The sequence below is a fragment of the Laspinema olomoucense D3b genome, from assembly GCF_025370785.1.
In the GTDB taxonomy this organism is placed as follows: domain Bacteria; phylum Cyanobacteriota; class Cyanobacteriia; order Cyanobacteriales; family Laspinemataceae; genus Laspinema; species Laspinema olomoucense.
In genome coordinates this window covers 95,647-119,454 of record NZ_JAMXFA010000018.1, presented here as the reverse complement: position 1 = coordinate 119,454, position 23,808 = coordinate 95,647, and the positions used below count along the sequence as shown (strand labels likewise).

Sequence of the window (23,808 nt, the reverse complement as noted above, 5' to 3'; positions counted from 1 at the left end):
TGCTGTAATCTTTAAAATAGGATGAAAGTCATCCCAAGGAAAGCACTGGCTTCCCGGTGAACTGGGGCTGAAGATATACCATAAGGGGGAAGCAACGGAGGTACGATTGTAGCTCAAAATGTAAGGCAGTAGCGTTGACCCTTGATTAGATAATCATGTTAAAACAAATCCCAATGCAAGTACAACTCAGGAGGACGGCTTACCTGGGGGGGTTGCTCTTAGGTGCGATGATGGCGATCGCTTCCCCGAGTTTCGCACAAGAGGAGATGCCCATGCCTCACCCCTCACCGGCAACGGAGGAGAGTGTACCCGGGTTGACTGAACCCTTTTTTGCTGATGTTATTGTGCAAGGCAGACCGATTTTTCAAGTCGGCAGTGTGGGAAATCTGAGCGCACGAGAGCGGGCGCAGATTATCAACCGACGCCTCAGCAGTCTGAGGGGTCAATCGGAAACCGTAGACTCGATTACAGTTCAGTATAACCAGGCCGAAAATTATGCAACGTTGCAAGTCAACAACCGGGTGATTATGACGGTAATCCAGCAGGATGCGGAGGATTTTGGTGTTGAAAATGCTCAAGTTTTAGCCAATCAGTGGGCAGAGGAATTAAACCAAGCGTTTGATCGTCCTCCCCTGGCGATCGATGTTGCCCAACGCCTCAATGCCACGGTGCGGAATTTACTTCAAGATGCCATTGGTAACTTACCCTCCTTGGTGGGAGCATTAATTGTCATCTTATTAACCTGGGTTTTGGCTATTGCTGTTCGCAGAGTGGCCTATAGTTGGGCGCAAAAAACTGAAGGGGATCACAGTACAGAACTGTTAATTTCTCGATTAGGTTATGGGGCAATTTGGGTCGTAGGTTGGGTGATTGCCTTGGGAGTTTTAGGGCTAGATTTTGCGGCTTTGCTGGGAGCATTGGGTCTCACCAGTGTGGCCCTAGGGTTTAGTTTGAAAGATGTTTTAAGTAACTATATTGCCGGAGTCATTTTACTCGCTGTTCGTCCCTTCCGCATTGGTGACCAGATTGCGATCGGTGACTATGAAGGCACGGTTACCGAAGTTCAACTCCGCGCCACAACCATTAAAACCTATGATGGACGGCTGATTTATATTCCGAATCAAGAAGTTTTTTCATCCAGTATTACCAACAATACCGCTTCACCTCGACGCCGCACATCGGTGATAGTTGGTATTGATTATAAAGCCGACATCGACCAAGCGAAAGCCGCCATTTTAAAAGCCCTGGATGAACTTGATTTAATAGAACCCAGTCCGGCACCCGAAGTCCTCGTTCAGGAATTGGCTGCCAGTACGATTAATTTAGAAATTCGCTTTTGGGTGGATTCCAGACGAGCCGAATTTTTGGAAATGACCTCTCAAGGCGCTCAAAAAATTAAAGAGGCATTAGAGGGTGCAAATATCGAAATGCCGACGGAGATTTATACCTTAACTTTTCGGAATTTACCTCCCTCGATTCAGTGTTCCCCACCTCCGGGCTAAAGCTCGGGAATCCCTGATTCAATCTTGCCTAATCACCCTCGAAGAGAACGAAACCGGGGAAGGTTGGCTGACGTTTTACTCAGGAGACTCCCCCCAGGGAGATGGATAGTGATGCTGTCCGTGATGGTTCCCGGGAGAGGGAGCCAATACCTATCTCCAGACTGATTTAAAGCTAAAAATTATGGGTTATAACTAACTCATAATAATACGACAGTTTTTAGTCAATTTGGAGATGAAATGATGAGAAAAGTTACTCACTCGAACTTACCGGCAGCATTTGTGAGCTTATTGGCGATCGCCGGAGGATTACTAACGGGAACTGCTCAAACCGTTACCGCCTCAAGTCCCTCCTGGCAACAGGCACAGGCACAGGCAACCCAAAGTTTCTGCCGTCGCACCCTCGCCCCCTCGGGGTTAATTATCCGCCAAGGACCGAATCCGGGCAGTCCCCAGGTGGGATTTGTTCCCTTTAAGGAACAAGTGACCTTAGTCCAAGGATTTCAAGGTATCCAAGGACCTGACGGACGCCAATGGATCGAAATTGCTGCCCCCGTGCCGGGATATATATCTAATGGAGATGGCAATACCAGCAATTTGGGCTATTGTATCGAACAAGTGGGAACAACTCCCGTACCCAGTACCGGACCAACCCCGGTTAACTTGTGTCGAGAAGTCAATGGCGATCGCGCACCCCGAGGGTTAGCCATTCGCGAAAATCCGTCCCGCCTTTCCGCCTACAAAGGCGGAGTTGATGCTGCTGCACGAGTCACCTTAGTTGAGAATTATCAACTCGTCCGAGATATCAACGGCGAACCCCGAGATTGGGTTCAGATTACATTCCCCATTAATGGTTATATTTCTGCCGATAGTTTAACCCTTTGTCCCCCAAGTTAATTGGGTTTAATTGGAATAAATAATCCCTCTTTTGTCTTAAAAAAGGGGGATTATTTTATAAATTTAGCGTAAATCAAATCCAGGGCTAAGTCACAGCATCTCAGGATGATTCTAAAACAGCGACGGCTTCGGGCAGCAGTTGATACATTGGACTAGAAAAGGGCTGGAACCCTTCCCAACCAACGGTCAAATGACAGAGTAACCGCATTGGCAAAAAGGCCGGTGGCGGATTAACGCGCTCTACAGTAATCGTTACGGCATGAGGATTCTGCTGGAAAACATCAAAGATATCCTCTCGCAAATATCTGGGACAGTAACCGACTAAATGAGCATCTTCAGTCCGTAACATCAAGGCAAGGCGATCAAATTCGTTTTGGAAGTCGTGCATCAAGAATAGCCGATCGCCCACTTGCAGAGTCAGAATGCGATCGGCACTGGTAGTAGGTAAATATCGTAACCCATGTGTAAAAAAGTAGAGATGATACCGTCCGCGATCGTCTAATTCCGGATAGGGAAACAGGGCAAAATGATCGGTAACCTTGGTCCCTCCACTGCGAGAAAGCATTGCCATTGGGTCGTATTCTGACTCAGGCAAATTTAACCAATTCATATAATCTGGATAATCAGGACGCGATCGTCTTAAAATTCGATTGGAGAAAAAGGGAAAAAGTTCAGTAGATTCATATATTTTTTCTAAATTTGGAAAGGAGTATAACCCTTGAAACCCTGATTTTTTCCGAGCCTCTTTAACGCCTTGGAGATAACGAAATTGATAGGACTCTCCCGAGTGAGTTAATTGGGCGATCGCGAACCAAGCCCGACTCCCTGGATCTTGCCAAGCAATAAACAATTTTTTTAACATAACCCCTCTTTTAGAAAATTTTCTGTACTTATGAGGTTCAAGCCTCGAAACAGCCATTTCCTTGTCAAGGACTGAATACAGAAACTACTTGCACCTCAGCAGACTAAAAACTATTTAGCTGCCTTAGTCTCATTTTATTACAACTTAAGATTTCTTGAGAAAAAGAAATGGCAATGGGAGTGATTCTATCTCTCGGAATTTGATTAAATAGTGCATGAGTATCGGCTTCTGACACAGCGCATAACCGCTTCAGCCAAATATTAGCAGCATCAGGATAGTGTTTTGCAGCTTCGCAAAAGGTATCAAAAGTCTTCATCGGGTATTTGTCTTCGGGATTCGCATAAAGTGCGGACCTACATTTATTGACATAAGCAGTAACAGCGCAATTATTGAGTTTCTGTTGCCGCTTAAGGTCCAGTAATTCGCGTCCGAGGCTCGATGCGTGGTCATAAGTAGGGGCCAAATAGCTGAGGGTTTGACCCGTTGACGGTTCTGGAAGCTCGACAATTCCCCAGTTTTCGTGATGGCGATCGCTATTTCCGATCCAAGCATCTAACAGTAAATAGCCAATAAAAGTCTCTACGGCTGTCTCGATTCCTGCTGGGAGAGTCCAATTAATTGGAGGGGTTACCCCCGTATTGCAAATGGCATCTAATACAACATTTAGGGTATGTTCGGATACTTGAAAAGCAAATTTAGGATATTCCGGCATCATTCGAGCAAGAATCTCATTACCTAACGTGAGTTTTCCCCTTTCCGGTAGGAATGAGGGTGAAACCGTGCCCCGAATAGCTTTCCAGCTTGCTAACTCAATCTTAGCATGAGGTAATCCCACTAATTTACATAATTCAGCCGCTATCTTTTCTGACCAATCTTCTCCGGTATTGGGACGAGATTGTTTATAGAGGCAATTACCCAATTCAGGATGGTTAAACCAAAATTTATATTTAGTTCCTAGTTGTTCTACTTCTTGAGTAGCATTTTCTGGAATTTCTATAATGGGGAACAATTCTGACATCACTTTAGTTCTATAAATGAGATTTATCGAATTAAGTTAAAGGTTACTAACCTTATTTTGTATTGTAGCCAAGCAATTAGAAAACCATTACTAGCGGTGAGTAATGATTCAATTATAGCCTTTCTCTTGTTGGTGAAGTACATCAATGATCCCCCTAAATTCCCCTTTGCAAGGGGGACTTGGACGGTCCCCCCCTTGGGAAGGGGGGCTAGGGGGGCTCGCATAAACGTACCTCATGAATAGGAAAATTGCTATATCCTCTTAATAGGATTCATGATAGCCTCTAAAATTTATAAAATTTTACGTTTACTCCAGATCTATTGTCTCTCCCTTCCCAAACTCTCCTACTCCGATGCCAACCGAGTGAGCCATTGATCCGCCTCTTTATACTTGCGGAACTTCTGCTCGTCTTGGCGAAATTCTGGGGTATGCACATTTAAGCGCCCATTGACCCATTTTCCTTCATGCTGTTTGTGGAGCAACTCGTGATACAAGACGAACTCAACGACATATTGCGGAACCCGATCGCTATCTAAGCTAATACTTAATACCACGCGATCGCGTCCGCGTTCATAATGGCCGAATTTGCGGGTGGTAAAGGACCGATTCCAGCTTAGGCGCGGTTTGACCATTTTCCCCCCAAAATACTCTTGGTTGAGGGTGAGAAACAGGCGATCGAGGTTGTAGCATTTTCCTTGGGGATTTTCCGCTGCTGTATCAGCAATCAAATCCAGCTCTAACACAACTTCGCTGTATTCTTCGGAAAGAGCGTACTTTTTAATAGCTTGACTATCTTCTTGATTTTTGCCCAGAAATGCTAATCTAACCAGGGCGGCTAAAATCTCATCATCAGCGTTGATAAATGCTTGGTTAATTTGTGCAGATGCCTCTAATGGGCTGATTTTTCCTTTGTACAGATGGGTGATATTTATAAACTCAACGGCAATGGTTTTGCAGGGATGCTGCATCTGACTCCACAGCATTTTTTCGGCAAGTTTCTGGGTGCGTCTTGTTGTATTCAAATGGCGTTCTAAATTCGCCTCGTCGGTTAAAAATTTTATCCAAGCATAAGTCTGCCTGGACGTTTTGTTTAATTGAGCAGGGGTGGCATTCTGTTGAGTGCAGATTGCTTCGATTGCGGCAGCGGTTTTTTGAAGACTCTTGAGTAGTTGCTGTGTTTGTGAATGACTGTTTTGCGAATTGGCGACGATGGAGGCGATCGCGGCTAAAAACTGCTGTTGTTGATTGCGAATATTTTTGAGGCGAATCGGTTGTACGGATACGGAGGGACTATTCTGGGATGCCACAGGCAGGTTAGATAAGTCGATTTGTGCCAGGAAATCATACGCTTTGCGCGAGGGTGCCGGGAGTTGCGAGGGACTCATATTGGCGTTGGCACAGATTTCTTCAATCTTGCCGAGGGTTTCTTGGACGAATTGCTGAAAACTGAGCCGCCGACTGGGGGGGACTCCTTCCTGTAACTGACTTCTGGCGATTTGTGCTGCTTTGACGATTCCCTGAATCCGAATCATGCCGTTTCCTCCTGGGGCGATCCCCGTGGCGATTCATGTTTGAGGGTAACAGCAAAGGGATTGCTGCTGCAAATCCTCAACTGGGAGTGATCCCCGGAAGAATACTCGTTGTCGTCAGGAGAGAATTTTTTGGTGTAAATTAGCTATTGCCAATTCATAATTACGGATTAAAAATTTATGAATTGCAGTATTTGAAGGGTTGAATTTGTTACTGATTAGGCTGAAACCCTGATAGGGCAAGGATTTTTAGATTCAAAACTCCAAATATTAACACAATCTTAAGATTGATCCCCAATAATGTAACAAAAGGTTAATATCAAAGAGAGGGTTGCACTCAGCGCAGCCCTGTGCGTCGGTAATTTGATAAAAAAGAGGCTCTGAACAATGGCTCAACTCCAGGCTCCCGAAACAGTTATAGGTAATGGTACGGACATTCTTTGCTGCTACGTTAACATTACCAGCAAAATTCAGATTATCCGAATCTGTAATATTGCTAATTGGTATTTTGAACGGGTCATGTTTCCCGGACAACGGCTCCTGTTTAAGGCTCCTGAACAGTCCCTGTTAGAAGTGCATACAGGAGGAATGGCAGGGGCGATTCTCTCGGATACGATTCCGTGCGCTCGCCTGCTTTGTGATGAATAGAAACAGGTTTAACTTGGCATTTTTTTGGGAAAATCCCAGACTGAACGCCCGAGGGGTTCGTCGATAAAAGATATCGAATTTAAAACCTGAAATATTGTTAAGATGGATAACCACAGATTACTAACCACAGATTACACAGATTTGCACTGATTAAGTTTGTGATAATTAGGGTAATCTGTGGTTAAATATTTTTAAAGGGTTGGGTGATGAGTGAACTTCGTGCTTTGATTTTTGATGTGGATGGGACTTTGGCTGAAACTGAGCGAGATGCTCATCGTCCCGCGTTTAACCGGGCATTTAGGGAGGTGGGGTTAGATTGGGAATGGTCGGTAGAGTTTTATGGAGAGTTACTAGAGATTGGCGGAGGGAAGGAACGAATCCGACATTATGTGCAGCAGTATCAGTCAGATTTCCCGATTCCCAATCAGGATTTAGATCAGTTTGTTGTCGATGTGCATGAGATTAAAAATAAGTATTTTGGTCAGTTGGTGGTAGATCTGATCCCCTTACGTCCTGGGGTGTTGCGGTTAATGCAGGAAGCAAAACGGGAGGGAGTGCGTCTGGCGATCGCCACGACTTCTGATCCCCATAATGTAGAGGCGTTGTTAAAAAGTGCGATCGCGCCGGATGGTCCTAGCTGGTTTGAAGTGATTGCTGCTGGGGATATGGTTGCAGTTAAAAAACCCGAACCTGATATCTATCAATATGCCGTCCAGGCATTAAAGTTAAACCCCGAGGATTGCTTGGCGATCGAGGATTCCAATCAAGGATTATTAGCCGCTCAAGCCGCTGGGGTGAAAACGGTGATTACCATTAATAATTATACCCGAAATCAAGATTTTACCGGAGCAGAATTGGTGATAGATTCTCTCGGGGAACCGGATGAACCCTTTACGGTTTTATCTGGGGATGCCGGTGAAGCGACTTATTTTGATTTGGCATTGGCGCGACAGTTGCAACAGAGGGGATGAGTTGTTCGTTTTGTGGGAACTACGCGCACTCGGAAACGACTTTAGCCGTTACTACGAACATTAGAAAACGAATGTAGGGGCGGTTCGACAATCGCCCCTACAATGGGTTATAGGGAATCAATTTTTCGGGCGGTTTCTGATAGGTTAGCTTCTCTTTGACCTTGCGATCGCGCTTGGACACAGATTAAACCGATGGGGGTAGAGAGGATATCAGCGAGGGTGGCTTTTTTAGCAAATGCTTTTAAAATATTTAGGGGTAACTCTTTTAAAACCCAGCGACTTAATCGATAAAGATATTCCCGTTGGTCAAATTCTCTCATCAAATCAATCCCGTGGAGTTCATGTAAGTAGCGATTAGACTTGCCATATCTGCGCCATTGACTTTGTAACTCTTTCAAGGTTGTCCGATGTCGATGTTTGACGATCGCACTGGGGGCAAATTCTAACCTCCATTCGGTTTCTTTCAGGATGCGCCAGCAGATATCCGCATCTCCTCCGGTTGTTAAATAACTGCGAAATAACCCAACTTCGCCAAAAATAGACCGACGAATGCCCAGATTTGCCGTTTGTCCGTAGGGACAAAAGGGATGAGCTAAGGTATGTTTTTGGGAAAGAGTTTCTTCCCGTTCGGAATGTTGTTCTAGGAGGGTTTTTCCCGGTAAGGCGGCAATTTCTCCGACGACAATTCCAATTTTGGGGTTAACAAAGGGCTGAATTAAGGATAATAACCAGTTGGGTTCCGGACGACAATCAGCATCGGTAAAGGCGAGGAATTCCCCCGTAGCGGCGCGGATGCCGGTGTTACGGGCAGCGTAGGAACTTTGGATTTCAGGTTCGCTCAGGGGACGAAGGGTGATTTCTGGGGTGTTTTGAACCGCATCTTGGAGGAGAGTTGGGGTGCGATCGCTGCTATTATTATCCACAATAATATACTCTACCTTTTCCCGGGGATAGGTTTGCGATCGCAGGCAGTCTATCAAGTCCGGTAAATCTTTTTCACCATTATAAACCGGCACCACGACGGATACTTGGGGCAAAAACGAGGGCGGCATCGGTTGGGATAGGAGTTCAGGGTTCATCAGAATTTATAAAAGAATAATTTTAACTGATTTTAACTAATTTTAAATGACAATGGCGCACAATTGTGCGCCATTGGAGGGGAGTCACTACGCCGAAGCGAAACGAGAATTAGCCCAAAGCCAAACCGAGGAGAGCCAGAACCCCACAAATCACATAAAATGCAGCGACGATTTGCAATTCTGACCAGCCACTCAGTTCTAAATGATGATGAATTGGAGCCATTTTAAACAGTCGTTTGCCAATGCCATCGGGTCCTTTAGTGGCTTTATAATAAAGCACCTGGGCAATCACCGAGAGGGATTCCACAAAGAACAGTCCACTGATGATAAATAAAGCCCAAAGACTATCACTGGTAAGGGCAACCGCAGCTAAGGCCCCGCCCAAGGCAAGAGACCCCGTATCCCCCATAAAAACTCGCGCTGGGTTGCGATTATAGGCGACAAAACCGAGACAGCTACCACTGATGCAGGCACAGAAAATTCCTAAACTGGGATGGGTGGAGGCGACTAATGCACCTAATCCCAGAAAGGCGACTGCCCCGGTTCCTCCCATCAATCCATCAACACCATCAGTTAAATTTGTCGCATTACTTTCCGCAACCAGGACGAATTGGGCTAGGATCCAAAAGAAGAAACCTAACGGTAAAACGACGCCAAAGGGGAGGGTAATATTAGTAATCGTTGGGGGTTGAGTTAAAGCCAATCCCACACAAAAGAGCGCGCCGAAACCAAATTGTAAGGCCAATTTCATTTTCGGAGAAATGCCTTTATTCGACTTGCGCCTCAGAATTTGCCAGTCATCCAACCAGCCAATAAAACCATAACTGAGGGTGAGGGCGACTGCCGCAGTCGCCTCCGGTGCAAACCCTGACCAAATCAGCGCCACGAGGGTTGCCACCGGAATAAAAAACACCCCGCCCATTGTCGGAGTGCCTGCTTTTTTCAAATGACTTTGAGGACCATCCTCTCGAATCACTTGTCCAGTTTTGAGTCGTTGCAGGGCAGGAACTACCCAGTACCCGACAGCAACGGTTGCCAAAGTACAGGCAAACAGGGGTAGGGTCAAGGTTTCACCCAGATTGGCGACTCTCCCATTCAACCCATCCAGGATGAGGGATGCCCCAGTCACGGCAACGGTTAAGAGCCAAAATAAACGAGTTCCTGACAGGTTCAACGACTGAACCGATCCCATTTTTGCGTCCACTGATTTAATATCCTCACTCCACACAGACTGTTACTCCAAGCTCGGCGATCGCTTCTCCGGTGAATCTCCATATAAAATGCTCCAAAACCGAACAACAAGTTCAAACAGGAAGGTTACACGCCCACAGACTCCTCCCCAAACCCCTCCCCTCTTCGGGAAGGGGGTTGGGGAGAGGTCTGTGGGCCTCCCCACTCAAAACACCAGCGAGGGGACCACAGGTAGATTTAGCCTTGGTTAATACTGGAAGTCAGAGGTTTAGTCTTCCTCAACTAACTCATGATCATCATCATCATCATCGTAGGTGCTATCTTCTACAGACATGAGTGCAGCAATTTCTTCTTCATCAATGGCATACTCACTCTCTTTGTCCTCCCGGGCAATCAAGCGACCATTGGATTCTAGCCAATCAAGGATAGACGTTTCTTGTTGCAAAGGAATCACATCAGCAATTTTATAACGAGATTCTTCGCGTAGAGACGGGTTGTACATCTAAAACTCCTGAAAGTAAAGTCGCTCAAACTTAACGAGATCGGGCAAACTGTGGCGGGAGTGGGTGTCGCGGGGAGTGTCCCCTTCTAGAGCAGAAGTTTGGAGACTCCGGCGCTGTAGACCCTTGTCAACCCTTGTCAACAGCTTCTGAGAAACAGAGACGACGGGCTGACCCTGAACAGTACCCCTTGACAATTTTATCGGAAATAGAGTCATTCCCCCGGTTTTGGACCGAGAAAGACTCAACATCCCCTGCATCTGCAACAGAATGGCCTCCATAATGGTAGAAGCTGCTGAGTTGAACTTGAGGAAGTGTGAATGATTGGCAAAACAGAATTATTAGAGGCGATCGCCGGGAAAAATCGCGGAATACTCGCCACCCCCTCCCAAAAACAAGCCATTCTAGCAGCGGTTTCCCAACTGGAGGACCGCAACCCCACCCCCCGTCCCGTGGAAGCAACGGATCTCTTAGGGGGAAATTGGCGACTGCTGTACACCACTAGCGACGAACTCCTCCGCCTCGATCGCTTTCCCCTGGCAAGTTTAGGCCAGATTTATCAATGCGTGCGTCCCACTCAAGGCAAAATTTATAATATTGCCGAAATTTCTGGATTGCCCTACCTAGATGTTTTAGTCAGCGTAGCGGCTCGATTTGAAGTAGTTTCTGAACGGCGAGTTGAAGTAAAATTTGAGCGGGCTGTTGCCGGATTGCAGAGTCTAATTGGATATCAATCCCCCGACGCTTTCATCAACCAAATTGAAACGGGCAAAAAATTTCTCGCCCTGGATTTCCAAATTCCCAGCGGAGAACAACAAGGGTGGTTAGATATCACCTATCTCGATCGCGATTTACGGATTGGAAGAGGGAATAAAGATAGTATTTTTGTATTAACCAAATCATCATGAATGCCCACGCCACCCGAGAAAATTTTCCCGTCACTAGCCAAAATCGCCTCTCCCAAGGCCAACTGAATATGCTGCAAACTTGCCCGCGCAAGTTTCAATATACTTATCTGGAACATCTCTCTTCCCCCGTCACCCCCGACCAACGAGAGAAAATGCTTTGGGGGAGTCGGTTTCACCTGTTAATGCAGCAACGAGAACTCGGGTTACCCGTGGAAGTCTTGCTGCAAGCAGATGAACAAATGCGGCGGTGTTATACGGGGTTACTTGAGGCTGCACCGGACCTGTTTAAACCGGAATCTCCTGGAAATCGCCAATTTAGAGCAGCGGAACATCGGCGCATCATGAATTTTCAAGGGTATTTATTCACGGTTATTTATGATTTAATCATCGCCGATGCAACCCGTGCTCAAATCCTGGATTGGAAAACCTATCCCCTGCCCAAAAAAGACCGCACTTTAGAAGAGAACTGGCAAACCCGCTTGTATCCGTTTGTGTTAGCGGAAACTAGCGATTATGCACCGGAAGACATTACCATGACCTATTGGTTTGTGCAATCTGCGGAAACGGGGGATGATCGCCTGTCCAAGTGCGAATCTTGGACATTCCACTATAATTCTATTAAACATCAAGAAACGGCGCAATATCTCACTCACTTGTTAAATCAGTTGAACAGTTGGACCGAAGACTATGAAAGCCGAAAACCATTTCCCCAAGTTGCTCTAACTGAGGGAGTCTGTGACTCTTGTCCCTTTCTCACCCGCTGTCAGCGGGGACCCGATTCTGGGTTTCGGGTCAATGAAGGCGATCGCATCACAGCTTTTTCTGACATTGAAGAAGTAGAATTGTAAACCTAATATCATGTTTGCGCGATCGCCCACACTGACCTAACCCCCTTTACCCCCTTCCTTGCAAAGGAAGGGGGATTAAGGAGAAAAAAGGGTTTTTTAGGTTAATCCACCGGACTTGATATAATTTCTTAAATCTACTGAAATTTCTTACCCAAACCCTTTCGATATTTAGCCCCAATTACCACAATAATTACTCCTAACAGAAATAATATCATCCATCCAATCAAGACAACCCAGAATTGCACCGAAGGCGGAATAAACCCACGCAAGCGAGACCAAGTTTGGAAAATATTCCCCTGCATCAATGCCGAAATCCCATACAATAACTGCACTTCTATCCCCTCTGGTCCTAATTCAAGCGCCTGTTTAATAGCAGGTTCCCCTTGTCGGGGCTGCCAACCATACAGATTCACAAACCCTAAATAAGCATAAGCATAAGGATTTTCTGAATCCAGTTGCACCACCCGTTCAAAAGCAGATATTGCTCCTTTCACATCCTGCTGCAAAACATGACTAAAGGCTAAATTGTAAGCAAATTGTACATTTTTGGGGTCTTGTTGTAACCGATACTGCAGGGATTTTTCCGCTTGAATAAGATAATCTTGAATTGGGTCATATTGATTAACCCGTGCCATGTCATCAAAAATAAAGTCTAACGCCTTCGGTCCTTGGGGTAATGTCGCAGACAGCGATCGCAACTGGGTGATCCAATCCAGTTCCGGTGCCGGAGTCGCCGTTGCTGCGGGATTAATGGCGATCGCCACCCGAGGCACATTGAGCTCTTGAGTTTCCCCAGTTTTGCGATTCAAATAAGTCGCCGCCAAAGTATAAGTTCCCGGGGTCACATCCCCTGGCGGTAACATCGCCATCCGTTCTATCACCCTCGCCTGTAACGGTGCCGTCACTGCTTGTAACTCACCCTTGCCAATCCCATGATCATGCAACCAAGACTCACGCAACGAGGGAGATCCTGCCGGACTCTGCAACTGCCAAGTTAAAACCACCACTCCATCCCGCAACGAGTCCCAATCTCCCGTCCATTCATAAGTAACCGGAATCGGCACACCGGGAGGAGATTGCGCCGGAACCGTCACGCGATCGAGGGTAATAGTTGCTGGAGTCGCAGATGCCTCCAATGCCTCAACGGTGACCATTGGCAAGCGATGATGATACAAATTCAGGGTACTGTCATCGGGTAACGGCCAACTCGCCTGTAAATCAAATTCACCTCCCGTTTCCACCAGTGCCACGATCGCCGCTTGTGCCTCCGTGGGGACCGAACCCTGATTTCCCGTCTTAGTCAAAAACCAATCCAGCGATCGCGCATCTTGTGCAACGTGCGATCGCCGCGTACCCACCTGCCTGCCATAGACTTGAAATTGTTGCAAATTCCCATAGTAATTCAAATTATGCTGATTAATCATCGGCGTTGAAGGTAACACCCCCAAAGTCGATCGCAAATAGGGAGTGGTTTCCATAATTTCTGCGATCGCCTCTTGATGCGGCCAATCCGGTCCCCGATAGGCATGATGAGATGCCACATCCGGATGCCACTCATAAACCGGCCACACATCGGCCAAAATCAACACCAGCGCCGCACTACAAGTCCCCCAACGCACCCATTTTCCCCAATTGGCAGGAAACAGCATCAATCCATAAGCTAACACCAGGGAAACCACAGGCAGATAGGGTAAGACATAGCGAAAATCTTTATTCAGAATTAAAGAAAGTAATATATAAGACCCGGCCCAAAAAATGGCCAACCATTTGAAGGGAGAATTAAAATAGCTTTTCCAGACAGGATTTTCCAAATCTGCGGTCAACTCCGTTAAGTGGCGATCGCCTCGTGAACGCCACCAAGAAAAGACAAATCCGGCCAGGGGAACCACCAGAAACGGCCAGGATACATGATTAGGGAGTTGTTCTCCATAAAATGTCCAAGCGGGAAGCGTATGAATTGCCGGGTCACCTTCGACTACTGCCGCCTGAATAGCCGCACGTTGACTACCTGTGAACACCAGTAACCAATTAGTGCGATACCAGGGATACATCACTAACCCCGTCACCAAAAACGCCACCATTAACTGCAGGAATCTGACCCAATGCCGGTTTTTAATCGTACTCACAATCACCCAAACCAGTGGGGTGATGAGAAAGAATAAAGCAGTTTGTTTGATCAGCAGGGATAATCCGACAGATAATCCCAAGACGACGGCCCAAAACCAAGCTTGACAAGCGGGAGACCTCAGAACAAAGGAAATGTCATATCGAGGGGGATTTTCCGAGGGTAAAGATGTTAACGCTAACGGTTCGGTGACCTTCCACCGGGTGAGAGAATAGAAAGAAAAAGTTACTAGGGTAGTGAGGGGAAAATCCAGAAGAAAATCCAGACGTGCATGATATAAACCGGGAAACATCAGACATAAAGCTGCCGCCCAAACACCTATTTTGGGGTTAAACAGCAAGCGACCTAAACCATAGACTGAAGGGAGTAAAATTGCGCTAAAGAAGAGGTAAACCAGGGTGGCGTGATCGGGTCCAATCCCAAATAAATTGTGAAAAAAAGCGGTGATGATGTAAGTCGCCGGTGGTATTTTAGAGGACAGTAACCATAAACTGCGCCACCAATCCCCGGAAAACCACTGGGGGGTTTGTAATGCGTGCCAGTAGTTTAAGGCCCCAGTTAAATAATCGGCCTGATCCCAAGCGGGTATTGAGCGATCGAGGGCAAACCAGAGGCGATCGCAGAATGCCCCTAGCAACCATAAACCGGCGATCGTCAACCAACCGTGATATTTTTGATAGTTCTTCACCCGCCAAAATCCTCCTGATTTTCATGGATCGTTAGAAATCGCCACCCGCAACGCTGTAGATACACCAGGGTACTCCGAATTCCCTCCCACTCAGCAGCAATCCTCACCGGATTCTATGCTAGATTGCCATCTATATCATGGTGATCACCGATGGTAGACCGCAAAAATTAAATTTTCCTTTCCCCGATTTCTGCTCAGTCTGCCAGAAATTTTATGGAGTCTCTTGAGTTCTCATTTCTTCATGGTTAAATCTTTTATGGTCAACTTCCGCCTAGTCTCGATCCTGCCTGCCACCGCCTTGGCGATCGCCATGAGTGCCGCCAGCGTTGGCGCTCAAGATATGTACAACCCCATCCAGTTGCCATCCAATAATGAAATCACAGATACCTTATCTGAACGAGATATTCCCACCGGACAAGGTGGATTTGCCCGGGATTATATCGTCAGCTTACAACCGGGAGATCAAGTAGTGATCGACCTCCTCTCCGATAGTTTTGACAGCATTGTTACGATGATCGGACCGAATGGCATGACGATCGCCGAGAATGATGATGGCCCTGATGGGACCACCAACTCCCTCTTATTTTCCCGAATCACCGAGGCCGGGAATTATATCGTCCGAGTACGAGCCTTTGGCGAAGGGGGCATAGGAGAGTTTAACCTCAAAGTCACTCGTCTTCGCCCTATCTAATCCCTTTGAGGCGTGATTACAAATGTTGCTACAAAAATCACGCCTCAAAAAATTTTTCAAAAAACGCTTGCCAATTTCAGAAATATTTGCTATGTTAGTTAAGCATGAAAAAACCAGCCGGGATAGCTCAGTTGGTAGAGCAGAGGACTGAAAATCCTCGTGTCACGAGTTCAAGTCTCGTTCCTGGCATCGCTAGAAGCGCTGAAACCTTCAAATATCAAAGGTTTTGGCGCTTTTTATTATTCATGGAAAGACCGCGACATCACCACCCTCGAACCGATGCCTCAGACTGTTGCAAAAATAGCCTTACGCTAAAATTCAAGCCATCACGCCGGAAATGATGTCAGAACGATTAAGCGAGAGGATGCACCGGATATGAGTGACAACTACAGAATTTATCTCGATGCTTGTTGCCTGAATCGTCCCTTTGATGACCAAACCCAGACTCGCATTGCCTTAGAAACCCAAGCTATCCTCGCTATCTTGAGTCAATGCGAATCCGGACAATGGCAACTCATCACCAGCGCTGCTTTAGATGTAGAACTCGCTCAAATTCCCGATTTGGAAAAACTTAAGAACGTTAAGGCAATCCTGAGACTTGCTAAAATTAAGGCGATCGCCAGCTCATCCATAGAAAACCGTTCCCTAGAACTTGTTAAATTAGGCTTTTCAAGCTACGATGCCATCCACCTTGCCAGTGCCGAACGAACTCGTGCCGATATATTTTTATCCACCGATGACCGGCTGATCAAGAAAGCTAAAAGAAATATTCAGCTAATCCATGTACCCGTTGACAATCCTGTTCAATGGCTACTGAACGTTACCTAATAACCCTGAACACAACAATGACAAAAACTCAGCAAGAAATTATCAAAAAAGGATATCAAGCCTTAATCGATTCATTAGGAGTCGTTGATACCATTCGGTTCATTCAATACTTTAGTCCGGGTCAGGGTGACTATACCCAAGAGCGTCATCAATGGCTCGAAAAAATGTCATTAAACGATATTTTTTTAGCGATGAAGCAGGCCGAAAAACCCGATAATAATCAATATGATGAAATCATAGCAGATGAGGAGTAAAGGATATTCAGAAAAAAGATTAGGAATTTAGCACAGCCCGGTCTTCTTCCACAGGAATGGTGATGATTTCCGGGTTGAGAGTTCCCGGACCTCACCACTAACCATCGCCTAAAGCAGGGAACGATAGTGAGAGAGTTCGCGGGTTGCCTCCTGTGCCATCTGACGACGGAGAGACTGGGGTAAAATCACCTCGCCATTGGGTCGCCAAGAGCGTAAGCGCATTCGGACATTAATATCCCCCTCGCGAATCCAGGCTCGATAATAGGCATCAGTCTCACTGCGGTTTGCTAAAACTTGCAACGCTGCGGTGCGATCGCCCTCATCCTGTACCTGTCGCCTCACTAAATCCCTCAATGAGTCATACTCCACCGGCTCAAACGTTCCATGACGCACCGTTCCCTCCACATAGCGACGGGCAAAATCCCGAGGAAAGCGCAACAACAGCAACTTACGCGGCAAATAAAAATTAAACCCCCAAGCAGCCTCTAACTCTGCCTCCACCTCCTTGGAAGTGGGTAAACCCCCTTCCCGTCGCATCTCCCGCAACAGCTTGGGAATCTGGGGGTCACCCCAAGCTAATACGGTGAGTTTGGGGGAGGTGATGCGGTCTAAGCGATAATTGTGCCAACCCATCTCTCCCTCTGGCGTTTCTCCCCAAGCGCTGAGATACTTAGCCCGCCGCACATAATGTAAACAAACCGGATAAGTGGTGAATTGAACAATGCCACCTTGGGCCAACTCATACTCAAACTGGACTACCCCCGAAGAAGAAGTGCGCCACAGTTGTTCCAGTTGGTCCTGATAAGTGTCTACCTGTTCTTGCACCTCGGGAGAGAGGATGTAATCCAGGTGGATGAAAATCCGCCGTTGTCTTCGGTTATCGAGGGGTTCTGCTGGTTTTGCATCGGAGGCGACTTGTTCCCATAAGGATTGGATCAGCACTTCTAAATTCGGCTGAATGAAGGAAATATCTTCCAGTAAGGGTAACAATTCCCGGACTTGGGATAGGGATAACAATGCGGCATCAGGTTGAGGGGCGATCGCCCGCTGTAACCCAGGCAGCCTGGGCAATTCTTCCAGAGAGATACATTGATATTTCCCTCGGGATACGGACTCTAACCAGCCGAGTTCCGCCAGTTGCTTCAAATCATCGCGAATTGAACGGTGCACCGTGGTAAACGGCGCTTGTTGCACCAGTTCCTCTAGTTCCTCCGTTGCCAACCCACTCAAGTGGATGACATCCGGCATCCAAGACTCCGGGGACTGTTCGGCGGTTAACAGCAATTCGGTGACGGTGCGGTGACAAATACAGCGGCCATCGGTGCATTGGTATTCTAACTGTTCTGCGGTCAATAGGTCACTTTTGCCGTGAGTGGGAGCAAACAGGCGATCGCGCAGGTGGGGATAACCAAAGGGTTGGGGTAAGTCCATCGCCCAAGGGGACCTCTCTCCATACAGTTGGGTTAATAAGACCCACAACCGCAGCGATCGCAACAACCGATTCCCAAGCTGTCCCCCCGCCAACCACTGCAAAATATCCGGACTGGGTGGATAAGTAAAACTCGCGCTCATTTATGGAAGACCCCTCTTCAATGGCTATGCTATAGTAACACAAACTCCAAGTTCAGGAAAACCCCATGACCGAAACTGGCATTCACCTGGAAATCACTCAGCAAAAGGCTCCAAATGGGTTGAGATATCAACAGCTCACTATACAATTGAGGCGCAGCGATCGCGTAATTTACCCCGCAGAACTGAGCAAGTTAGAATTACCGAAAGGCATCGATACCACCCAGGGAATCGTGATTAATGGACGCGCTCCCATTTGGCTGTATGGCTACTTAATCCACGAGTTACATCCGACCGCCTGGGTGGCCTGCAACGACCCCAGACTCGGGGCTGTCGTGGTTGCCACTCATTCTAAAACTATGAAAATCGGTCAAGTGATTCCCCTAAAAGACCCAGGGGAAACTTTGAATTCAGCGTTAATGATAGTAGGACCACCAGACAGCGGCAAAAGCATTTTATCTCATGCTTTATTTCAAGCCTTATTAGAAATTGAGCCGAATATTTACCTCCAACGGGCCAACTGGGATGGCGAAGGGAATTATGTCTTGGAACTGGCCCAAGATGCTGACCCGGAGATATTTAAGGCGGCAAATAAGGGGGGATTGACTCCGGAGTTTTTCCCGTATCACGCCCAAGCTATTCTCAACCTCAGACGTAATAAAATTTTAACAATTGTCGATGTGGGAGGCATGGTACAACTAGAGAAGCAACCGATATTAGAAGCCTGTACACATTATTTAATTATTAGTTCCAAACCCGAGGCGGTGGAACCGTGGCACGAATTTTGTCGCGATCGCGGAAATTTAATTCCGGTTGCCGTTATTCACAGCAGTTTAGAACCATGCCAAACCCTCCACCAAGAGCAACCTTATTTAGAAATCACCTGCGGACCCTGGGTACGGGGGGATGCGACTGGCATACCAGAGGTGTTGATGGAACGGGTTAAGGGGCTTTTGGGAACCTCGGCTTTATCCTAGGCGGCGATCGCCTCTGATTCCACTATTCAAGTTCACACTATTATTATCATGACTGACACAAAACTTAAAATTACCGCCGCTTTAGCCTGGTGTCTCGCTTGGGGAGACGAACGAGAGTCTCTTTTACCGCTGCCGACGCTTCAAAAAATGCAAAACGCCATATTGAATGGTCAGGAAGTCCCGGCAGAAACCCGAGAAATTGTTCAACAGATTAAGAAGCTAGATGGACTGAGTAAACGCCTGGACAGTTTGCCATTTCCTAGCTTGGCAGATATCAAAAAGGATTATCCCGAACTCTGGCAACAGCAAACGGCGATCGGCTTAGTTTATGGGGGTGCAACCAAAATCAAAGGCTATGTTTTTGAGGCGTCAAACCTCCAAGACATTCGCGGTGCATCGGCTTTGTTGGATCGCATCAATCTTGTGGATCTTCCGGCTTTTTTTGGCAAAGTTAAAGATCACTCTGCGTCTCAATGGCTGGATAAAAACTTTTCGGGTCTGAAAGAGGCACTGATTCCAGAATTGATTATCTATTCCACTGGGGGGAATATTCTGGCATTTTGTCCCGCTGCCTTTGTGGATGATTTAGCGAATGCGATCGAAAAGCGGTACACCGAGGAAACGTTAACGGCGAATAGCTGTGCGGTTGGAGCGAGTTTCCGGCTGTTAGAAATTCGTCTAGGGTTGCTGAAAGACCCAATTGAGGAGACATTTTGGCTGGAAGACTACCGCAAAAATTACCAGCAACCTCTAGTTAAGGCGTATTTTGGCAGTCCGAAAACCGACGCAGAAATTGTTGAATTGTTTAAAAATCGTAAGAGTTTCAATGAGTTGGCGGGGAAATTAGCGTCCCTCTTTCAACAGCGCAGGAATGGGAATGAGGCTGGCAAGGAGTCTCGTCCCAGTCGTCGGTATCCGCCGATATTTGAAACCCATCCTTATGTGGTGCGGGATGAGAACCAGCAGCGATCGGCGATCGCTCATATAACACTGATTCCTGGAGAGCCTTGGTTCTCCGAAACGTTAGTCCGTAAACGCTTAATGGGTCAGCTCTCAAAACGAGAGTTTGGACCAGAACAACTTCCAGAGTGGTACACCCACTTAAATCTGGACTGGAAACCCGGTTATGTTCAAAGTTGGGTGAATCAGTTTGAAGAATTTGTGCATAAAAGTCCAAATAGATATTATCAGACGGTTCCCAAAAGCACAAAAATTGTGGAGGCACAGCGAACAGAAGAAATCGGCAATTATAGCGATGGATTTATCGCCTTCATCTATGCCGATGGAAACAATATGGGGGGATACATCCAGAAAATTCAAACTCCCCAGGAATATACGGAGTTTAGCCAGGATATTTTTGAAGCAACAAAAAAATCGGTTTTCCGCGCTTTAAGGGAACACCTCAACCCTTACAAGTTGCAAAACTTAGCCAATCCTGACTCAAAGCATCTCGATGGGACCTGGATTCATCCCTTTGAAATTATTGCCATTGGCGGGGATGATGTGATGCTAATCGTGCCAGCCAATCAAGCACTCGCTATTGCTCAAACCATTGGGGAGGAATTTGAAAAAATTCTCCTTGCCAACAACAAAACAACCTATCAGATTACCGAGAAGGATATCCTGAGCAACCCAGTCACTTGTCATCGGTATCAAGACCCCCAAAATCCACCCCAACCCTCGCAATGCCAATTGAGTATGTCCACTGGGGTGCTGATTACCTCCTACAGTACGCCAATTTACTATGCGGAGAAACTGACAAATCAGTTACTAAAATCTGCGAAGAAAAAAGCGAAGACGCTTAAAGAGGATTTCTGCTACCACGGTGGCACGATTGATATTTTGGCCCTAAAATCGGTCACGATGATTTCCTCGAATATTCAGGAGTTTCGCGAGAGTGGATTAACCAAAGAACAAGGCAAGCAGACGCTAAAACTGTATGGCGCACCCTATACCCTGTATGAAATTGGAGGATTGATTAAGACGATCGCCGCTTTAAAAGAGTCGGAATTTCCCCGATCGCAACTCTATCAAATCCGCAGTTTTATCGAACAAGGGAAGCGAACTGCTATCCTCAACTACTTATATTTCCGCAGTCGGTTAAACCCCGAGAAAGAAGCCTTACTCAAAAAGCAGTTTGACAATGCTTGGTGTCCAGCTAAAACCAATAACGGAAATATTGCACCTTGGATGTATGAAAGTGAAGACAAGGTTTACGAAACAATCTGGCGGGAGATGGTGGATCTTTATCCGTTTATTAACGGCGAAACAGTTGGCAGTTATCAAGAAGGCGATCGCGAGGAAAGTCTGACATGATTTATCTACAAAACTTGCTGGAAAATTCAGGAGAAACCATATCTTTAACCGCGATTATCGATACGGCATTATGTGTCGGCGCCGGAGGGTCAACAGGCTCCTTAGCCGATAAACCCATCATGCGAATGGCGAATGGGAAATTATTGATTCCTGGATCGCAATTGAAAGGACGATTGCGCCACGAGTGCGAAAAATTAGCGCGGGGATTAAAATGGCCCATTTGCGAGTCTCCGACGGCGGAAACAATGTGTCCTCAACTCGCTGGGTTTTCGGATCAAGACAAAGCGAAGTTTAATCGGTCCGATTATTGGATTGAAGCGGATCAGCGGCATCATTGTTTAATTTGCCAAATCTTTGGTAATCCGGCGTTAGCTTCGCGAGTTTTGGTCGATGATTTGATTTGCGATGAAGATCCAGACAATTTACCGGAAGTATTGCGTCCCTGCGTTACGATTAATCGCCGTCGGCAAACCGCAGAGGACAAAAAACTTTACTTTCTGGAAACCTCTCCTCCCAATGCTGAGTTAAAGTTTGAGGGAAGTCTTCATTTCCAACCCAATTTTCCCGATTATGCGAAAGCGCTGATTTTGTCAGCATTGCCGCATATTAATGCGTTAGGAGGGAGTAAATCGGCAGGATTGGGTTGGTTAACTTGGCACACTCCAAAAGACATTAAGATTGAGGATGACATCTGGTCGAAACTATTACCTAAAGGGGTAGAATGAACAAGATTGAGCTAACCATTACCGCTGAGTCACCCTTGGCGATCGGCGTCAAAAAACCAGGTTCAGTGAGTGAAGCGAGTGATTATATTCCCGGTTCGGTGATTCGGGGTGCAGTCGCCTCGGTATTGCTGCAACAGTCGGGACAGGAAAATCAGGATTTAAGTCAGGAGGGAGGCGATTTTCAAACCTTATTTTTAGGCGATCGCGCGGCTATTTTTCACAATGCCTATCCGGGTACTACTGACACCGAAGTGCTGGTGATACCCACTACGGCAGTGAGTTCCAAAACCAAACCGGGGTTTAAACCGAAAGGCAATGGCGTTTTCGATACCTTAATTGACCGCTTCTGTGCGGAACAATTTGGTCATCCTTATGACCCCAACGACCCGGCGGATAATGAAGGTCGGGTGGAACCCTATAGCGCATTTTTTAGCCAGAAAAAAGGCCAGTATCAAACCCATGCTGTAACCAAACGCCTGCTGACCCGCGTGGGAATTAATCGCCGTCGTGCCACGGCTCAAGAGCAGATATTGTACAGCATTGAAGTTCTCAACGAAACCCAAGGGAAAGAGAACGACCCAGCTATCTATCGCAGTAAGATTTACGTTGAGGATGATGCCTTAGCCAAATCGCTAATCGGGTTTATTCAGAAGCACCATTTTCGATTGGGAGGTGCAACCTCGCGAGGATTGGGTAAAGTTAAGATAGAACCCAAGGCAAGTAACGTTAAAAATAATCTTAACGAACGGTTGGCGAAATTTAATCAGCAATTGCGCCAACGGTGGCAAACTTGGAACAATATTTTTGGGAAAAAGAATCAGCAGTGGCAAGACAAGCACACCTATTTTACCCTGGATTTACAATCCGATGCCATCTTAACGGAAGATTGGCTACGCACCACAGTGATTTCCCCAGCAATGTTGTGCGACTTTGCGGGAGTCGATGACGCTTCCTTAGAATTATGCGTAGCTTATAGCAGCTATGACTATCGTTCGGGGTGGAATAGCGCCTGGGGTCGGATGAAAGATATCGAATTGATTACCAACAAAGGAGGGGTTTATCTATTTAGCACAGAGAATCCCAAACTGTGGGAACCGGCATTGTCAAAATTAGAAGTTTCTGGGGTTGGCGATCGCACCCCTGAAGGTTTCGGTCAAGTTTTAGTTTGTAATCCATTTCATTTAGTATTTCGGGAGAATGCTGTATGAGTTTATCCACCGAGCAACAGATTGAGCAACAGATTGAGCAACAGAAAAAGCAACAGATTGAGCTAAAAATTCAAAAAGGGATCCGCCGATTTGAGGATGATTTAGTCAAGTGCATTCAATCGGCATTAGACCAAAAAATCTATGGAAACTTAGAAGAATCCCAGTTTCGGAATGTGTTACGGGTTGCCGAAACGACAGATAGTGCCGAGGTCGTCAAAAATTTTCTGCGCTATCAAATGGGACGGGATGACAAATGGGGGAAAGGCAAAGATTCTTTGGCCGAGAAAATCATTAATGATATTGATAGGCTCATCCAGGATTCTAAAGATATCGCCACCAAAGCCAATGCAACCGAGCCTGAAAAATACAAAGATATTCATATTGAACTAATTCGCCGGTACTTGGGATATGGCTCACGGTATTTGAGATATAAAAAATCTCTGAATAAGTCAAGCAAATAATTAACTTAGGAGAACT

The 23,808-nt window shown here is 46.5% G+C and carries 22 protein-coding genes, 1 tRNA gene and 1 pseudogene; 16 read left to right on the top strand and 8 right to left on the bottom strand.

Annotated features, from left to right (window positions below; translation table 11 throughout):
* Window positions 1–173: 173 nt before the first annotated feature.
* Both NG792_RS15315 and NG792_RS15310 read left to right on the top strand, forming a co-directional pair.
* A complete protein-coding gene (locus NG792_RS15315; protein ID WP_261235943.1) occupies window positions 174–1,502 on the top strand; it encodes a mechanosensitive ion channel family protein in 1,329 nt (442 codons plus the stop codon).
* Between the two features lie 237 nt (window positions 1,503–1,739).
* Window positions 1,740–2,396, top strand: coding sequence for an SH3 domain-containing protein (locus tag NG792_RS15310; RefSeq protein ID WP_261197561.1), 657 nt, complete (start codon window positions 1,740–1,742; stop codon window positions 2,394–2,396).
* Window positions 2,397–2,496: 100 nt separating this feature from the next.
* Here NG792_RS15310 and NG792_RS15305 read toward each other — a convergent pair whose 3' ends face one another.
* The 3 genes from NG792_RS15305 to NG792_RS15295 form a co-directional block, all read right to left on the bottom strand.
* Complete coding sequence (locus tag NG792_RS15305; protein WP_261235942.1) at window positions 2,497–3,258, bottom strand: HIRAN domain-containing protein; 762 nt, start codon at window positions 3,256–3,258, stop codon at window positions 2,497–2,499.
* Window positions 3,259–3,361: 103 nt separating this feature from the next.
* Window positions 3,362–4,276, bottom strand: coding sequence for a HipA domain-containing protein (locus tag NG792_RS15300; RefSeq protein WP_261235941.1), 915 nt, complete (start codon window positions 4,274–4,276; stop codon window positions 3,362–3,364).
* A gap of 344 nt (window positions 4,277–4,620) precedes the next feature.
* Window positions 4,621–5,808 carry a M48 family peptidase gene (locus NG792_RS15295; RefSeq protein WP_261235940.1) on the bottom strand — a complete coding sequence of 396 codons (1,188 nt, stop codon included), beginning with the start codon at window positions 5,806–5,808 and terminating at the stop codon, window positions 4,621–4,623.
* A gap of 384 nt (window positions 5,809–6,192) precedes the next feature.
* On the opposite strand from NG792_RS15295, the pseudogene NG792_RS15290 reads away from it, so the two are divergent.
* Both NG792_RS15290 and NG792_RS15285 read left to right on the top strand, forming a co-directional pair.
* Window positions 6,193–6,450 (top strand): annotated as a pseudogene (locus tag NG792_RS15290) (DUF1830 domain-containing protein); the annotation flags it as partial.
* Between the two features lie 209 nt (window positions 6,451–6,659).
* Window positions 6,660–7,424: an HAD family hydrolase gene (locus tag NG792_RS15285; protein WP_261235939.1), complete on the top strand. Its 765-nt coding sequence runs from the start codon at window positions 6,660–6,662 to the stop codon at window positions 7,422–7,424.
* A gap of 107 nt (window positions 7,425–7,531) precedes the next feature.
* Here NG792_RS15285 and NG792_RS15280 read toward each other — a convergent pair whose 3' ends face one another.
* The 3 genes from NG792_RS15280 to NG792_RS15270 all read right to left on the bottom strand — a co-directional run bounded on the left by NG792_RS15280 (window position 7,532) and on the right by NG792_RS15270 (window position 10,196).
* Window positions 7,532–8,503 carry a glycosyltransferase family 2 protein gene (locus NG792_RS15280; RefSeq protein WP_261197557.1) on the bottom strand — a complete coding sequence of 324 codons (972 nt, stop codon included), beginning with the start codon at window positions 8,501–8,503 and terminating at the stop codon, window positions 7,532–7,534.
* A 109-nt stretch (window positions 8,504–8,612) separates the two neighbouring features.
* Window positions 8,613–9,695 carry a phospho-N-acetylmuramoyl-pentapeptide-transferase gene (gene mraY, locus NG792_RS15275; RefSeq protein WP_261235938.1) on the bottom strand — a complete coding sequence of 361 codons (1,083 nt, stop codon included), beginning with the start codon at window positions 9,693–9,695 and terminating at the stop codon, window positions 8,613–8,615.
* Window positions 9,696–9,962: 267 nt separating this feature from the next.
* The gene (locus tag NG792_RS15270) at window positions 9,963–10,196 is read right to left on the bottom strand and encodes a DUF3134 domain-containing protein (protein ID WP_261197555.1); all 234 of its coding nucleotides are present in this window, start codon (window positions 10,194–10,196) and stop codon (window positions 9,963–9,965) included.
* A gap of 318 nt (window positions 10,197–10,514) precedes the next feature.
* On the opposite strand from NG792_RS15270, the gene NG792_RS15265 reads away from it, so the two are divergent.
* Window positions 10,515–11,102 (top strand): PAP/fibrillin family protein, encoded by a 588-nt coding sequence (locus NG792_RS15265; RefSeq protein ID WP_261235937.1) that lies wholly within the window; start codon window positions 10,515–10,517, stop codon window positions 11,100–11,102.
* Entirely contained in the window at window positions 11,099–11,950 is an 852-nt protein-coding gene (locus tag NG792_RS15260; protein WP_261235936.1) for a PD-(D/E)XK nuclease family protein, read from the top strand. The genes NG792_RS15265 and NG792_RS15260 overlap by 4 nt, the downstream gene beginning before the upstream one ends.
* A gap of 134 nt (window positions 11,951–12,084) precedes the next feature.
* Here the strand turns inward: NG792_RS15260 and NG792_RS15255 are convergent, their stop codons facing one another.
* Window positions 12,085–14,763, bottom strand: coding sequence for a glycosyltransferase family 39 protein (locus NG792_RS15255; protein ID WP_261235935.1), 2,679 nt, complete (start codon window positions 14,761–14,763; stop codon window positions 12,085–12,087).
* A 241-nt stretch (window positions 14,764–15,004) separates the two neighbouring features.
* Here NG792_RS15255 and NG792_RS15250 point away from each other — a divergent pair, with 241 nt between their 5' ends.
* From NG792_RS15250 to NG792_RS15230, 5 genes are all read left to right on the top strand, one after another.
* Window positions 15,005–15,454, top strand: coding sequence for a PPC domain-containing protein (locus tag NG792_RS15250; protein ID WP_261235934.1), 450 nt, complete (start codon window positions 15,005–15,007; stop codon window positions 15,452–15,454).
* A 116-nt stretch (window positions 15,455–15,570) separates the two neighbouring features.
* Window positions 15,571–15,643: transfer RNA gene (locus NG792_RS15245), tRNA-Phe, on the top strand.
* Window positions 15,614–15,769 (top strand): hypothetical protein, encoded by a 156-nt coding sequence (locus tag NG792_RS15240; protein ID WP_261235933.1) that lies wholly within the window; start codon window positions 15,614–15,616, stop codon window positions 15,767–15,769. The genes NG792_RS15245 and NG792_RS15240 overlap by 30 nt, the downstream gene beginning before the upstream one ends.
* A gap of 60 nt (window positions 15,770–15,829) precedes the next feature.
* On the top strand, window positions 15,830–16,282 hold the full coding sequence (locus tag NG792_RS15235; RefSeq protein WP_261235932.1) for a PIN domain-containing protein: 453 nt from the start codon (window positions 15,830–15,832) through the stop codon (window positions 16,280–16,282).
* 17 nt (window positions 16,283–16,299) lie between these two features.
* Window positions 16,300–16,536, top strand: a complete 237-nt coding sequence (locus NG792_RS15230; RefSeq protein ID WP_261197521.1) for a hypothetical protein — start codon at window positions 16,300–16,302, stop codon at window positions 16,534–16,536.
* Between the two features lie 108 nt (window positions 16,537–16,644).
* Here NG792_RS15230 and NG792_RS15225 read toward each other — a convergent pair whose 3' ends face one another.
* The gene (locus tag NG792_RS15225; protein WP_261235931.1) at window positions 16,645–18,108 is read right to left on the bottom strand and encodes a TIGR03985 family CRISPR-associated protein; all 1,464 of its coding nucleotides are present in this window, start codon (window positions 18,106–18,108) and stop codon (window positions 16,645–16,647) included.
* Window positions 18,109–18,173: 65 nt separating this feature from the next.
* Here NG792_RS15225 and crn3 point away from each other — a divergent pair, with 65 nt between their 5' ends.
* The 5 genes from crn3 to NG792_RS15200 are packed head-to-tail and all read left to right on the top strand — an operon-like array spanning window position 18,174 to window position 23,792.
* Window positions 18,174–19,082, top strand: coding sequence for a CRISPR-associated ring nuclease Crn3/Csx3 (gene crn3 / locus NG792_RS15220; protein WP_261197519.1), 909 nt, complete (start codon window positions 18,174–18,176; stop codon window positions 19,080–19,082).
* Window positions 19,083–19,130: 48 nt separating this feature from the next.
* A complete protein-coding gene (gene cas10 / locus NG792_RS15215) occupies window positions 19,131–21,398 on the top strand; it encodes a type III-B CRISPR-associated protein Cas10/Cmr2 (protein ID WP_261235930.1) in 2,268 nt (755 codons plus the stop codon).
* The gene (locus tag NG792_RS15210; RefSeq protein WP_261235929.1) at window positions 21,395–22,123 is read left to right on the top strand and encodes an RAMP superfamily CRISPR-associated protein; all 729 of its coding nucleotides are present in this window, start codon (window positions 21,395–21,397) and stop codon (window positions 22,121–22,123) included. The genes cas10 and NG792_RS15210 overlap by 4 nt, the downstream gene beginning before the upstream one ends.
* The gene (gene csx10, locus NG792_RS15205) at window positions 22,120–23,331 is read left to right on the top strand and encodes a type III-D CRISPR-associated RAMP protein Csx10 (protein ID WP_261197516.1); all 1,212 of its coding nucleotides are present in this window, start codon (window positions 22,120–22,122) and stop codon (window positions 23,329–23,331) included. The genes NG792_RS15210 and csx10 overlap by 4 nt, the downstream gene beginning before the upstream one ends.
* A complete protein-coding gene (locus NG792_RS15200; RefSeq protein WP_261197515.1) occupies window positions 23,328–23,792 on the top strand; it encodes a hypothetical protein in 465 nt (154 codons plus the stop codon). Before csx10 ends, NG792_RS15200 begins: the two co-directional genes overlap by 4 nt.
* Window positions 23,793–23,808 lie beyond the last annotated feature (16 nt).

Excerpts from the sequence above, each read along its gene's own strand:
- NG792_RS15315 (WP_261235943.1), top strand. The coding sequence starts at position 174 with ATGCAAGTACAACTCAGGAGGACGGCTTACCTGGGGGGGTTGCTCTTA.
- NG792_RS15310 (WP_261197561.1), top strand. The coding sequence starts at position 1,740 with ATGATGAGAAAAGTTACTCACTCGAACTTACCGGCAGCATTTGTGAGC.
- NG792_RS15305 (WP_261235942.1), bottom strand. The coding sequence starts at position 3,258 with ATGTTAAAAAAATTGTTTATTGCTTGGCAAGATCCAGGGAGTCGGGCT.
- NG792_RS15300 (WP_261235941.1), bottom strand. The coding sequence starts at position 4,276 with ATGTCAGAATTGTTCCCCATTATAGAAATTCCAGAAAATGCTACTCAA.
- NG792_RS15295 (WP_261235940.1), bottom strand. The coding sequence starts at position 5,808 with ATGATTCGGATTCAGGGAATCGTCAAAGCAGCACAAATCGCCAGAAGT.
- NG792_RS15285 (WP_261235939.1), top strand. The coding sequence starts at position 6,660 with ATGAGTGAACTTCGTGCTTTGATTTTTGATGTGGATGGGACTTTGGCT.
- NG792_RS15280 (WP_261197557.1), bottom strand. The coding sequence starts at position 8,503 with ATGAACCCTGAACTCCTATCCCAACCGATGCCGCCCTCGTTTTTGCCC.
- mraY (WP_261235938.1), bottom strand. The coding sequence starts at position 9,695 with ATGGGATCGGTTCAGTCGTTGAACCTGTCAGGAACTCGTTTATTTTGG.
- NG792_RS15270 (WP_261197555.1), bottom strand. The coding sequence starts at position 10,196 with ATGTACAACCCGTCTCTACGCGAAGAATCTCGTTATAAAATTGCTGAT.
- NG792_RS15265 (WP_261235937.1), top strand. The coding sequence starts at position 10,515 with ATGATTGGCAAAACAGAATTATTAGAGGCGATCGCCGGGAAAAATCGC.
- NG792_RS15260 (WP_261235936.1), top strand. The coding sequence starts at position 11,099 with ATGAATGCCCACGCCACCCGAGAAAATTTTCCCGTCACTAGCCAAAAT.
- NG792_RS15250 (WP_261235934.1), top strand. The coding sequence starts at position 15,005 with ATGGTTAAATCTTTTATGGTCAACTTCCGCCTAGTCTCGATCCTGCCT.
- NG792_RS15235 (WP_261235932.1), top strand. The coding sequence starts at position 15,830 with ATGAGTGACAACTACAGAATTTATCTCGATGCTTGTTGCCTGAATCGT.
- NG792_RS15230 (WP_261197521.1), top strand. The coding sequence starts at position 16,300 with ATGACAAAAACTCAGCAAGAAATTATCAAAAAAGGATATCAAGCCTTA.
- NG792_RS15225 (WP_261235931.1), bottom strand. The coding sequence starts at position 18,108 with ATGAGCGCGAGTTTTACTTATCCACCCAGTCCGGATATTTTGCAGTGG.
- crn3 (WP_261197519.1), top strand. The coding sequence starts at position 18,174 with ATGACCGAAACTGGCATTCACCTGGAAATCACTCAGCAAAAGGCTCCA.
- cas10 (WP_261235930.1), top strand. The coding sequence starts at position 19,131 with ATGACTGACACAAAACTTAAAATTACCGCCGCTTTAGCCTGGTGTCTC.
- NG792_RS15210 (WP_261235929.1), top strand. The coding sequence starts at position 21,395 with ATGATTTATCTACAAAACTTGCTGGAAAATTCAGGAGAAACCATATCT.
- csx10 (WP_261197516.1), top strand. The coding sequence starts at position 22,120 with ATGAACAAGATTGAGCTAACCATTACCGCTGAGTCACCCTTGGCGATC.
- NG792_RS15200 (WP_261197515.1), top strand. The coding sequence starts at position 23,328 with ATGAGTTTATCCACCGAGCAACAGATTGAGCAACAGATTGAGCAACAG.